Below are 11,725 nucleotides of genomic sequence, written 5' to 3' on the forward strand. Positions count from 1 at the left end.
GTAGGATATTGTTGAAAAAATTATTTGCCGGAAAATTACCAGAGCTCGTTATGTTTGATCTGGATGGAACGCTGGTGGACAGCGTGCCAGATCTGGCGGTTGCTGTTGATGAAATGCTTGTTGAGATGGGTTTCTCACCTGTAGGAGAAGATAAAACAAAACTTTGGATTGGTAACGGGATTCCTGTTCTTGTTCGAAGGGCATTGCGAGATGCTGGGTGCTCAGAAGAGATTGTGAGTTTTGATAGTGATGCTTTTACCAAGGCGAGGGACGCTTTTGACAGGGCTTATGATAAATCCTGTGGTTCTTTCAGTGTTGTTTATCCGGGAGTAAGAGAGTCCTTATCAAAACTGCACGAGCTTGGAATAAAGCTTGCTGTTATTACCAATAAGAGTGAAAGGTTTACTGGTGGTTTGTTGGCCCATCTGGAAATCGATCAGTATTTCTCCATGGTCGTTTGTGGTGACACCCTTCCTGAAAGAAAACCTGATCCGACTCCATTAATACATGTAATGGATCACTTTGATGTTGAGCCTGATTGTGCATTGATGGTTGGAGACTCCAGGCATGATGTTGCGGCTGCCAGAGCTGCAGGTGTTGCATGTGTCGCGGTGCCTTATGGGTATAACCATGGAGAGCCTATAATGAACTCATCCCCGGATGGGCTTGTTAGCACTTTAGCTGAGTTGGTTGGCGAGTAATTTCTATCTATTTTCTGATTTGAGTCTGTTAGCCAGAAATACAATTTGCAGGTTGCACACAATAACTGTTCCAAGAATAACTGCCATGCGCAGCCATGGCTGCTCAAACAGAATTCGCATGCTGATCAGGTTGTAAGTGGTTGGAACCCACACGAAGAGTGTGCCAGCTATCAAACCGCCCTGAAGAAGCGTTACAACAATATGCTTACGATAAAACAGTATTAATGGTGCGACCGTGATCAGAATAGCCCAGACAACACTGCCAAGCCGGAGAAAGTGAGCGCCAAGAACGAGATAAGCAAGAACAAGCAGAACAATGCGCCACCACATAACAACTCCGGGGCTGGTAATCATGAAGGAGAGGGAAGATTTGGTGGGAAGTGTGCTTGATCTTGCAGGCAAAAGAAAGGGGCTGATCCTTCAGCCCCTTTCTTTGTCGGGAGAGAACTTAGTGATTAGTTCTGCTTGGCAGCTTCACCAGTACCTTCAGTTTCAGGCAGGTAGCGATCTTCGAAATCGCTCAGTTTGTTGCCTACAACCTTGGCCAGGATCAGCAGACCGATCAGGTTCGGGAATACCATGATGCCGTTGAAGAAGTCAGCCAGTTCCCATACCAGAGCCACTTTCAGTGTGCAGCCCAGTACGATGAAGGCCATAACGATCAGGGAGTAAACCTTAACAGCGCTGTCACCTTTGTCGCGGAACAGGAAGCGAACGTTAGCTTCACCGAAGAAGTACCAGCCGATGATGGTAGAGAAGGCGAAGAACAGCAGTGCGATCGCGATAAAGATGCCGCCGAAGGAACCCATACCGTGAGTGAATGCTTCCTGAGTCAGGCGGATACCAGACATGGAACCATCGATGGGCACAGTCAGGATAACCAGTGCAGTGATGGTCAGGATAACGAAGGTGTCGAAGAATACACCGAACATCGCTACACCGCCCTGCTCAACAGGATGGTCAACCTTGGCCACAGCGTGAGCGTGTGGAGTAGAACCCATACCAGCTTCGTTGGAGAACAGGCCACGGGCAACACCGTAACGAACAGCTTCCTTGATGGTTGCACCCAGCAGACCGCCGGTAGCAGCAACAGGGTCGAAAGCACCAACGAAGATCATCTTGAAGCCAGCAATCACGCCAGGAATGTTGGTCAGCAGGATGTAGCAGCTACCCAGGATGTACATGATGGCCATGAAAGGTACGGCCTTGGAAGTGAAGGAAGCGATTGCCTTCACACCACCGCTGAAAATCAGACCTGCCAGGATAGCGATTACGATACCAACAGCCAGTGGGCTAATGCCAAAGGCAGTGTTGAATGCATCACCAATGGAGTTGGCCTGTACCATGTTACCGATAAAGCCAAGAGCCAGAATGATGGTTACGGCGAAGAAAGAACCCAGCGCCTTGCTGCCAACACCTTTGGACAGGTAGTAAGCAGGACCACCACGGGTCTGGCCGTTCACGTCTTCCTTATAAACCTGAGACAGAACGGATTCTGCGAAGATGGTACCCATGCCGAAGAAGGCAGTGATCCACATCCAGAAGATAGCGCCAGGGCCACCGGCTGCGATTGCGGTAGCAGCACCTGCCAGGTTACCGGTACCAACCTGTGCAGCAACAGCAGTAGTCAGGGATTGGAAAGAACTCATACCCTTGTTGTCAGCGGTTTGTCCTTTCTTTCCTCCGCCCAGTGCGTATTTAACCGATCGGGTGAACATTCGAACCTGAACAAAGCGGAGTTTGAATGTGAAGTAAATACCGGTACCGCACAGCAGGAATATTAAGAGGTATCCCCAAAGTACACTGTTGGCCCAGCCAACAAGGGACATTAATGCATCCATATCAAACTCCTTATGGATTTAGTGATAAGTGATCAGTTGTGATTTTTTAAGGTGTTGTCTTATGAGAGATCTTTGTTTGGATCTGGTGCGGGCTGAATTTGATATCGGTTAATTAGCCAATGGCAATTAACCGAATCAAAAAAAGGGTTGGCTTTAATCAATGGCATAACAGCCTCTACTCGTTCATGCCCTTCACTGGAGGGCTTTTGTGAGCCCGGGCAGTTGCGAGATATTTTATTGTTAGAGTGATTTTGAAAAATTGTTCTAGAGCAAAAAAATTGCGGCTTTTTTGGTGAAATTAATTTTTGTTTTATTAAATAAGGTGGGCGTTAAATTAATAGTATTGCATGCATGTTTATAATAATTTGTTTTTGGTAAATAAAATTTGATTCTGGATATAAAAAATAACCCTTATTTTTTGCAGTGAATTAGATGCCCGCGATAATTAATTTAACCACAGTTAAATAATATTTTATTTGAGCAATGGATGTTAATAAGCAATAGGTTCTGTATTTACTGTATTAATTCTATTCGTTCCTCTGGTTGTCAGCTTTGTTTCTCTGAACTTTCAATCTTGTAGTATTTGGCTGAAATGAATTAACTGGATGTTATTGCTATTCCCAGCGGTGTTCTATATTCTCTGGCAATCTTAGGTGGAAGTACCTACTAATCGTGCTCTGAGTGTATGTTTGTGTGGGTCGTATCCTTCTCTACTGGAGCTATGCAGTGAGTTACTCGTTAACTGACAATCTGCTTTCCTCTCTGCCTCTCTTTTGCTGGCGATGGCGTGCCTGCGCCTGAGCAACCGCTCACCTGATCTTCTATAACTCTCATATTAACGACAATAATCTGATCTACAGGGACAGCCTGTTATGACACCTGAACAGTTTCAGTCACTGGTCAGCCAGGGGTATAACCGTATACCCGTAACCCGTGAGGTTTTGGCTGACTTTGATACACCTTTATCCACCTACCTGAAGCTGGCAGATACGGATTACTCCTGCCTGCTGGAATCTGTTGAAGGGGGAGAAAAATGGGGGCGCTACTCTTTTATCGGGCTTGGTAGTCGCACTGTTCTGCGAGTATCAGGGCTTGAGTGGACATTGGAAACTGATGGCCAGATAGTCGAAAAGCGTGAAGTCAAAGACCCACTGACAGAGATTGAAACCTTCAAAGAGAGGTTCCGGGTGCCAGACCTGCCGGATCTGCCACGCTTCCATGGTGGGCTCGTGGGTTACTTCTCCTACGATACCGCTCGTTATATTGAGCCCCGGCTGGCAAAGAGCCAGCCAGAGGATGTCCTGGGAACTCCCGACATTCTGTTGATGGTGATGGATGACCTGGTGGTTTTTGATAATCTGTCTGGCAAAGTCGTTTTTATTACCCATGTTGACCCTGCAGAGAAAGATGCGCTGATCAGGGCTGAAGCGACTATTGATGCTCGCCTGCAGTCGCTCAAGAATAAACGGGCCTACCTCCCATCCGGTGATGGTAAAGCTGTGAAGTCAGAAGAGGCGTTTACTTCTCTGTGGGGCGAGAGTGGTTACAAAAAAGGCGTTGAAAAGATAAAGGATTACATTCTTGATGGTGATGTCATGCAGGTGGTGCCATCACAGAGAATGACTCTTCCCTATGATGAACATCCTCTGAACCTGTATCGGGCGCTGCGTTGTCTCAATCCGTCGCCCTATATGTATTACCTGAATCTTCGGGACTTCCATATTGTTGGGTCGTCTCCTGAGATACTGGCGCGCCTTGAGCATGATGAAGTGACTGTACGGCCTATTGCCGGCACCCGTAAACGTGGGCAAACGCCTGAGCGGGACAAGGAGCTGGAGCAGGAGTTGCTGGATGATCCAAAGGAGATAGCTGAGCACCTGATGCTTATTGATCTTGGTCGTAATGATGTTGGTCGTGTGGCTCAGACGGGTTCTGTCAGTCTGACTGACAAGATGGTGGTCGAAAGGTACTCCCATGTTATGCATATTGTTTCCAATGTGACTGGCAAACTGAAAGATGGATTGTCGGCCATAGATGTACTGAGGGCGACGCTGCCTGCCGGCACTTTAAGTGGGGCGCCCAAGGTCAGGGCCATGGAAATTATCGATGAGCTGGAGCCTGTTAAACGGGGAATTTACGGCGGTGCAGTGGGTTACTTGGCCTGGAACGGCAATATGGATACTGCAATAGCTATTCGAACAGCTGTTATTAAAGATGGGCAGCTGAATATTCAGGCCGGTGCGGGGGTTGTGGCAGACTCAATCCCCGAGCTTGAATGGAAAGAAACACTGAATAAAGGTCGCGCGATTTTTCATGCGGCAGATATGGCCCGAGACGGCCTGTGATAAATGATTTTCAGGGGTGTAATCAACCTCTGTGTCGGACTGGAGAGACCGATAATGCTGTTAATGATCGATAACTATGACTCCTTCACATACAACGTGGTGCAGTACCTTGGGGAGCTGGGTGCTGATGTGCAGGTGTACCGAAATGATGAAATCTCCGTGCAGGATATAGACAAGCTCAGCCCGGATCATCTGGTGATATCTCCCGGCCCCTGCACTCCGAATGAAGCCGGTATATCCATGGAGGCGATTCGCCACTTTGCCGGAAAGATTCCTGTTCTTGGGATTTGTCTGGGGCACCAGAGTCTTGGTCAGGTTTATGGTGGTGATGTTATTCGGGCCAGGCAGGTGATGCACGGTAAGGTTTCACCGGTTTATCACAATGGTAAGGGTGTGTTTGCGGGGCTGGAAAATCCATTTACATGTACCCGTTATCACTCGCTGGTTGTCGATAAGGAAACCTTGCCAGATTGTCTGGAAGTGACCGCCTGGACTCAGAATGAAGATGGTTCCATGGATGAAATTATGGGCCTGCGCCATAAGGAGCTGATGATTGAGGGCGTCCAGTTCCACCCGGAGTCAATTATGACTGACCATGGGCATGACATCCTCGCCAATTTCCTGAAGCAGACTGGCTAAAGATGTTGATGTAGCGTTACAAGAATAAATTTGAGGCAGAGAAACGAATTATGGATATTAAAGAAGCTATCGGTCGAGCTGTGCAGCACCTGGATTTAAGCTTTGATGAGATGAAGTCTGTGATGCGCCAGATTATGTCTGGAGGTGCTACCGAAGCGCAGATTGGTTCGTTTCTCACTGCCCTGAGAATGAAAAGCGAAAGCATTGATGAGATAGCCGGTGCGGTCACAGTCATGCGTGAGCTGGCCAGCAAGGTTGAAGTCAGGGCTGATCATATGGTGGATATTGTCGGTACCGGTGGTGATGGAGCTAACCTCTTTAACGTCTCCACAGGCTCTTCTTTCGTGGCTGCGGCAGCTGGTGTATCTGTGGCCAAGCATGGTAATCGAAGTGTTTCCAGTAGTTCCGGCAGTGCTGACGTGCTGCTGCAGGCTGGTGTGAATCTGGATGTTTCGCCGGAACAGGTTGCCCGCTGTATTGAGGAAGTTGGTATCGGCTTTATGTTTGCCCAGAACCATCATTCCGCCATGAAGTACACTATTGGACCGCGTAAAGAACTCGGTATTCGCACCTTTATGAATATTTTGGGACCCATGACCAATCCGGCTGATGTTCCCTGTCTGGTGGTTGGGGTCTTCACAGGTGAACTGTGCCGTCCGATGGCGGAAGTGCTGGGTCGTCTTGGGAATAAGCATGTCATGGTGGTTCATGCTGTTGATGGGCTGGATGAAATCAGTCTGGCCAGTGAAACACTTGTGGCAGAGCTTAAGTATGGCGAAGTTCAGGAATATCACATCAAACCAGAAGATGTCGGTGTAACCAGCCAGAGCCTTATCGGCCTTGAGGTTGGTAGTTCTGAAGAGTCACTGGCTTTAATAAAGGATGCACTTGGCAAGCAAATGGGTAACTATGCCTCCAAGGCTGCTGATATGATTGCGCTCAATGCCGGTGCGGCGATTTATGTATCCGGGGTTGCCAGTTCTCTTAAAGAGGGCGTAGCGATGGCGCGGGATGCCATTTCAAGCGGTCTGGCACTGGAGAAAATGAAAGAGCTGGCAGACTTTACCTCTGTCTTCAAGCAGGTTTAACAGGGGGGAGAGGAATGACACCGGATACACCGACAATTCTAAAAAAAATTATCAAGCGTAAATGGGAAGAGATTGCTGAACGCTCCGAACAGGTTTCTGTTGAAAAGTTATTTGAAAGAGCTAGCGAGGCTGAAGCGTGTAGAGGGTTTGCTGATGCTCTGGTTTCGCGTGTCAGCCAGAATAAAGCAGCCATTATCGCTGAGATAAAAAAAGCATCCCCCAGCAAAGGTGTTATCCGGGAAAACTTTCGGCCTGCGGATATTGCACGCAGTTATGAGAAAGCTGGGGCAGCCTGCCTTTCCGTTCTGACAGACTGGGATTTTTTCCAAGGGCATGAAGATTATCTAGTTCAGGCCAGAGAAGCTTGCAGCCTTCCTGTTATTCGTAAGGACTTTATAGTTTCGTCTTATCAGGTTTATGAAGCTCGTGCGATTGGGGCAGATTGTATTTTGCTCATTGCAGCAGCACTAAGTGATGAGAGTATGGCAGAATTAAACAGCTTGGCGCAAAAACTGGGAATGGATGTTCTCATAGAAGTGCATAATGCTGAAGAGTTGGAACGTACCTTAGTACTTGAAAACCGCTTGCTTGGTATAAATAATCGAAATTTGCATACCTTTGATGTCTCTCTGGAAACAACCAGTTCAATGCTGAAAAGCATTCCTTCTGACCGTCTCGTTGTTACCGAAAGTGGAATTCATCATAAAACTGATATTACAGCAATGTTTGAACAGGGTGTCGAAGCCTTCCTGGTTGGTGAGGCATTTATGAGGGCTCCTGATCCAGGTGCAGAGTTGATGAAACTCTTTGTTGATTGGTTGTAAAGTGCTATAGCATCTTTTGATATTTAGCCTGTTTTCCAAAGGTTGCTGGAACATTTTCATTGGTCGCTCTTTTCAGGCTGGAAGTGTTCGAGATTTGATCATATTTATTGCCCTGGTTCTGTTGACTGTTTGAAAATGTGATTTCTTTATATTGGGTTGGAAATGGGAGAGCATCGAACGACTGTCCCTGTTCACACTTGTAGAGTAGCAACTCGCTGGTTGTACATTGAAAAGACTCATATATCTTCCTGTCACGAATTAACCTGTAACTCTGAAGAGAGTTGTAATCAGGCTCAGAAGGGTTTTGTTGCAAATATTTTATTTTCAGCATGAAAGTACAACAGCTTTGCTGGTCAGGGAAAGACAGTTTGAAAAGCGAGTATTGAGATAGAGCAGCATTAACTAACACCGCTATTCCCTGATCATTAATAGATTGTACTTGCATAACCTGTCCCGAAGGGATTAGATACAGCTATTATAAGCGGCTACTGAGCTTTACAGCACTGACAATATTGTCAGTTGGCAAGCAGGGCTCTGAGAAATTACAGATCCAATTTTTTATAAGCGTTTCTTGAAAAAAGGTCTCATCCACCCCATATCGACTCTCAGTAGAAATTTATCATCAGGAGTTTTCCTTGGAACAGTACAGAGGTACGACCATATTATCCGTTCGCCGACAGGGTAAGGTCGTGATTGGCGGTGATGGTCAGGTGTCCCTTGGTGATACAGTGATTAAGGGTAATGCCCGTAAGGTGCGTCGCTTGTATAACGGCAATGTTATCGCTGGTTTTGCCGGTGGCACGGCGGATGCGTTTACCCTCTTTGAACGCTTTGAAGCTCAGTTGGAAAAGCACCAGGGACAGCTGGTTCGCTCAGCCGTAGAATTGGCTAAAGACTGGCGTACTGACCGTACCCTGTCTCGTCTGGAAGCCATGCTGATCGTAGCCGACAGCAAGGCATCCCTGATTATTACTGGTAATGGCGATGTAATGGAAACAGTTGATGGCATTCTGGCGATTGGCTCCGGCAGCAACTTTGCCCGTTCTGCCGCGATTGCCCTGGCAGACAATACCGATCTATCTGCCCGCGATATTGTCGAAAAGAGCTTGAATATTGCTGGCGATATCTGCGTTTACACCAACCATTCCAGAACTATTGAAGAGCTGGATGCTGAGTAATTAATTCTCCGGCTTTGAGAAAGACGAATTATGTCCAACATGACTCCCCGTGAAATTGTCCACGAACTGAACAAACATATTATTGGCCAAGATGAAGCCAAACGTGCAGTAGCTATTGCCCTGCGCAACCGCTGGCGCCGTATGCAGGTTGATGCGGATCTGCGTAACGAAATCAGCCCCAAGAATATTTTGATGATTGGCCCGACTGGTGTTGGTAAAACGGAAGTCGCCCGTCGTTTAGCCCGTCTGGCAAACGCTCCTTTCCTGAAAGTTGAAGCAACCAAGTTTACTGAAGTTGGTTATGTTGGCCGAGATGTAGAGTCTATTGTTCGTGACTTGATGGATGCTGCCACCAAGATGATGCGTGAGCAGGAAATGAACAAGGTTAAGCATCGCGCTCTGGATGCGGCCGAAGATCGTATTCTGGATGCACTGCTGCCACCTGCACGCAGTTTCTCAGATGACAGTGCTCCAAAAGAAGACAGTGGTACCCGCCAGATCTTCCGCAAGAAACTGCGTGAAGGTCAGCTCGATGATAAAGAGGTCGAGATTGATGTGCAGGAAGCCAAGGTTGGCGTAGAGATTATGGCTCCTCCCGGAATGGAGGAGATGACCAGCCAGCTGCAGAATATGTTCTCCGGTATGAACACAGGTCGCACCCAATCCCGCAAGCTGCGTGTGAAAGACGCACTCAAGCTGGTTCAGGATGAAGAAGCCAGCAAGCTGGTTAATGAAGATGAACTGAAAACCAAAGCGATTCAGTCCGTCGAAGAAAATGGCATCGTTTTCCTGGATGAGATCGACAAGGTTGCCAAGCGTGCTGGCAACAGCAATGCCGATGTATCCCGTGAAGGTGTGCAGCGTGATTTGCTGCCCCTGATTGAAGGCTGCACAGTTAACACCAAATACGGCATGATCAAAACTGATCATATCCTGTTTATTGCTTCCGGTGCTTTTCACCTGTCCAAGCCTTCAGATTTGATTCCAGAGCTGCAGGGGCGTCTGCCTATTCGCGTAGAGCTGAAGGCTCTTAGCGTTCAGGACTTTGAGCGTATTCTGACAGAACCTGATGCTTCACTGACTACTCAGTATAAGGCGCTGATGAAAACCGAAGGGCTAGATATTGATTTTGAGCAGAGTGGACTGACCCGTATTGCTGAAGTTGCCTGGCAGGTTAACGAAACTACTGAAAATATTGGTGCTCGTCGGCTGCATACTGTGATGGAGCGTCTGCTGGAAGAAGTTTCTTACTCCGCTGCTGACTTGGCTTCTGCAGGCGAGGCTGTCCGGATTGATGGTGATTATGTGAATCGTTCTCTGGGTGACTTGGTGCAGGATGAGGATCTGAGCCGTTATATTCTCTAAGTTACTTGATTTAATAGAAATTGAGCCCCGCAATGCGGGGCTTTATTGTTTGTGGCTGGTTTTATTAGGTTGTTAGCTTTTCTGTCTGACATGTTGAACTTTCCATTATTGCTGCAGTTGCTCTTTGTTTTTCCTTGCGCCCTGCAATTGCAATCTGGATCAAGGCAATAAATACACTGAGCATACCTCCGAGTACAGTGCCTAGTGCAACGATCAAGCGTTTATTAGGCTTGATGGGGGTAACTGGAATCTGAGCAGGCTCATCAATGATAATGGGTTTCAGATTGCTCAAGCTTGTATCAAGGATTTTCAGAGATTGTTTGGCAATGAAAAGTGAAGCAACTTTAGGCAGCAAGGGTTTATCTGCATCGTTTGGCTGTGGATTAGACGTCATCCTGTATTCAAGAATTTCATTTCTCTGGATGCTGAGTTGAGTTTTTAGAAGATCTGTTCCCAAGAGAAACAGACTATTGTCATCGTCATTGAGCAGGCTGGCGCTCAAGTTAACAGGTCTTGTTATATCTCCTGCTGTCGCAATCTTTAAAGCTACTTCAAGCTTAAGGGTTTTTAGGCGGGACTTTTCTATAAACTGGTTTTCAGTCAGAACCATGCTTTTGTCTATTTTGGTAATCTCACCCTCAATCTCAGTGGTGATATTGGAAATTAATTCCCGACGTGTTCTTTCTATTGCGGTTGGAATAAGGTAGTCATTAATCAATGAAGCAGACGCTTCAGGGGTATCTGCACTGTATGAAATAGTGATAGGACTAACTGTGTCTGTTCCTCCAGAACGCTCAATTGAGATCCTGTCCTGAAAACTACTGAATCCAAGGCTTAGAGCTTGCTCTTTATTTTGAACATTGGTCGTTATTTGTTTGGCAAGCCCACTTTTAACATAGACTTGACGTAAAATTGATCGCGATGTGAGGTGACGATAAAAAAGATTAAATAATTCTTTGGGATCCAGCTGGGGAAATGGCTGGTTAGTTGATGATTTCTCATCAAGCAGAATCTCCTTGCTGGTAGCCAGATGGCTCTGGATATCATTGTATGAGCCAAGATCACCCTTCGAAGACATGTATACTTTGGTCTCACTCTGCCAGGCAGGTGGCAGCAGAAACGCGACAACTACGGAGATCATGGTAATTATCGCTGTTGTGCCAATGATGAGCCATTTTTTTGCCCAGAGCTTTTCAACAAGTTCAAAAAGATCTATCTCATCATCTTGTGGGTATTGGTAAGCGTAGTTTGGGGTACTCACAATCAATCACCGGGCCAATTGTAGTTATTGTTCAATGTGATCATATTGTAATGTTTTTATCTTTTTTTGCAGGTGTTTGTATGTCTGGATTTACCCCTCTCGGTCTTCATTTACACAATAATGATAAATTGCTGGAGCTAGAATACCTTGATGGCAAGATATTCTATCTTAGTTGTGAATATCTGCGAGTATTTAGTCCCTCTGCTGAAGTGAAGGGGCATAGCGAAGGCCAGGAAGTTCTCCAAACCGGCAAAGCCAACGTTTCCATTTCAGCTATCGAACCTGTCGGAAATTATGCCCTGAAACTGGTTTTTGATGACGGGCATGATTCCGGTATCTATACATGGGAGTATCTTCGTGAACTCTGCGAGACTTACCGGGAAAAATGGCAAGGATATTTGGATCTCCTCGAAGCGGCAGGGGCCTCACGTGATCCGGATATCAGTGCTGTCCGCTTAATAGAATGACATCCTGTTAACGCAG

12 protein-coding genes are annotated in these 11,725 nt (G+C 46.7%); 8 read left to right on the forward strand and 4 right to left on the reverse strand.

Annotated features, from left to right (window positions below):
* The first annotated feature begins 50 nt into the window (after positions 1–50).
* Positions 51–701 carry a phosphoglycolate phosphatase gene (locus M3P05_RS17995; protein ID WP_249701471.1) on the forward strand — a complete coding sequence of 217 codons (651 nt, stop codon included), beginning with the start codon at positions 51–53 and terminating at the stop codon, positions 699–701.
* 3 nt (positions 702–704) lie between these two features.
* On the opposite strand, the gene M3P05_RS18000 is transcribed toward M3P05_RS17995, so the two are convergent.
* Together M3P05_RS18000 and M3P05_RS18005 are read right to left on the reverse strand one after the other, a co-directional pair.
* Positions 705–1,031: a hypothetical protein gene (locus tag M3P05_RS18000; RefSeq protein ID WP_249701472.1), complete on the reverse strand. Its 327-nt coding sequence runs from the start codon at positions 1,029–1,031 to the stop codon at positions 705–707.
* A gap of 125 nt (positions 1,032–1,156) precedes the next feature.
* Complete coding sequence (locus M3P05_RS18005) at positions 1,157–2,542, reverse strand: alanine/glycine:cation symporter family protein (protein ID WP_249701473.1); 1,386 nt, start codon at positions 2,540–2,542, stop codon at positions 1,157–1,159.
* An 872-nt stretch (positions 2,543–3,414) separates the two neighbouring features.
* Here M3P05_RS18005 and trpE point away from each other — a divergent pair.
* From trpE to trpC, 4 genes are read left to right on the forward strand one after another with little or no spacing between them, the layout of a single operon-like run.
* Positions 3,415–4,887 carry an anthranilate synthase component I gene (trpE, locus tag M3P05_RS18010; protein WP_249701474.1) on the forward strand — a complete coding sequence of 491 codons (1,473 nt, stop codon included), beginning with the start codon at positions 3,415–3,417 and terminating at the stop codon, positions 4,885–4,887.
* Positions 4,888–4,941: 54 nt separating this feature from the next.
* A complete protein-coding gene (locus tag M3P05_RS18015; RefSeq protein WP_249701475.1) occupies positions 4,942–5,526 on the forward strand; it encodes an anthranilate synthase component II in 585 nt (194 codons plus the stop codon).
* A 50-nt stretch (positions 5,527–5,576) separates the two neighbouring features.
* The gene (trpD, locus tag M3P05_RS18020; protein WP_249701476.1) at positions 5,577–6,614 is read left to right on the forward strand and encodes an anthranilate phosphoribosyltransferase; all 1,038 of its coding nucleotides are present in this window, start codon (positions 5,577–5,579) and stop codon (positions 6,612–6,614) included.
* A gap of 14 nt (positions 6,615–6,628) precedes the next feature.
* Positions 6,629–7,438: an indole-3-glycerol phosphate synthase TrpC gene (trpC, locus tag M3P05_RS18025; RefSeq protein ID WP_249701477.1), complete on the forward strand. Its 810-nt coding sequence runs from the start codon at positions 6,629–6,631 to the stop codon at positions 7,436–7,438.
* A 4-nt stretch (positions 7,439–7,442) separates the two neighbouring features.
* Here the strand turns inward: trpC and M3P05_RS18030 are convergent, their stop codons facing one another.
* Positions 7,443–7,883 carry a hypothetical protein gene (locus M3P05_RS18030; RefSeq protein ID WP_249701478.1) on the reverse strand — a complete coding sequence of 147 codons (441 nt, stop codon included), beginning with the start codon at positions 7,881–7,883 and terminating at the stop codon, positions 7,443–7,445.
* 190 nt (positions 7,884–8,073) lie between these two features.
* Here M3P05_RS18030 and hslV point away from each other — a divergent pair, with 190 nt between their 5' ends.
* Both hslV and hslU read left to right on the forward strand, forming a co-directional pair.
* Positions 8,074–8,616 (forward strand): ATP-dependent protease subunit HslV, encoded by a 543-nt coding sequence (hslV, locus tag M3P05_RS18035; RefSeq protein ID WP_249701479.1) that lies wholly within the window; start codon positions 8,074–8,076, stop codon positions 8,614–8,616.
* A gap of 30 nt (positions 8,617–8,646) precedes the next feature.
* Complete coding sequence (hslU, locus tag M3P05_RS18040; RefSeq protein WP_283777867.1) at positions 8,647–9,981, forward strand: ATP-dependent protease ATPase subunit HslU; 1,335 nt, start codon at positions 8,647–8,649, stop codon at positions 9,979–9,981.
* Between the two features lie 64 nt (positions 9,982–10,045).
* On the opposite strand, the gene M3P05_RS18045 is transcribed toward hslU, so the two are convergent.
* Positions 10,046–11,242, reverse strand: a complete 1,197-nt coding sequence (locus M3P05_RS18045) for an LPS O-antigen chain length determinant protein WzzB (RefSeq protein ID WP_249701480.1) — start codon at positions 11,240–11,242, stop codon at positions 10,046–10,048.
* Positions 11,243–11,322: 80 nt separating this feature from the next.
* On the opposite strand from M3P05_RS18045, the gene M3P05_RS18050 reads away from it, so the two are divergent.
* On the forward strand, positions 11,323–11,709 hold the full coding sequence (locus M3P05_RS18050; RefSeq protein ID WP_249701481.1) for a gamma-butyrobetaine hydroxylase-like domain-containing protein: 387 nt from the start codon (positions 11,323–11,325) through the stop codon (positions 11,707–11,709).
* Positions 11,710–11,725 lie beyond the last annotated feature (16 nt).

Source organism: Parendozoicomonas callyspongiae, from assembly GCF_023502345.1.
Classification (GTDB): domain Bacteria; phylum Pseudomonadota; class Gammaproteobacteria; order Pseudomonadales; family Endozoicomonadaceae; genus Sansalvadorimonas; species Sansalvadorimonas callyspongiae.

Bases quoted from the DNA above. Each gene is read 5' to 3' on its own strand.
- M3P05_RS18015 (WP_249701475.1), top strand. From the start codon at position 4,942: ATGCTGTTAATGATCGATAACTATGACTCCTTCACATACAACGTGGTG.
- trpC (WP_249701477.1), top strand. From the start codon at position 6,629: ATGACACCGGATACACCGACAATTCTAAAAAAAATTATCAAGCGTAAA.
- M3P05_RS18030 (WP_249701478.1), bottom strand. From the start codon at position 7,883: ATGCAAGTACAATCTATTAATGATCAGGGAATAGCGGTGTTAGTTAAT.
- hslU (WP_283777867.1), top strand. From the start codon at position 8,647: ATGTCCAACATGACTCCCCGTGAAATTGTCCACGAACTGAACAAACAT.
- M3P05_RS18000 (WP_249701472.1), bottom strand. From the start codon at position 1,031: ATGTGGTGGCGCATTGTTCTGCTTGTTCTTGCTTATCTCGTTCTTGGC.
- trpD (WP_249701476.1), top strand. From the start codon at position 5,577: ATGGATATTAAAGAAGCTATCGGTCGAGCTGTGCAGCACCTGGATTTA.
- M3P05_RS18050 (WP_249701481.1), top strand. From the start codon at position 11,323: ATGTCTGGATTTACCCCTCTCGGTCTTCATTTACACAATAATGATAAA.
- trpE (WP_249701474.1), top strand. From the start codon at position 3,415: ATGACACCTGAACAGTTTCAGTCACTGGTCAGCCAGGGGTATAACCGT.
- M3P05_RS18005 (WP_249701473.1), bottom strand. From the start codon at position 2,542: ATGGATGCATTAATGTCCCTTGTTGGCTGGGCCAACAGTGTACTTTGG.
- M3P05_RS17995 (WP_249701471.1), top strand. From the start codon at position 51: ATGTTTGATCTGGATGGAACGCTGGTGGACAGCGTGCCAGATCTGGCG.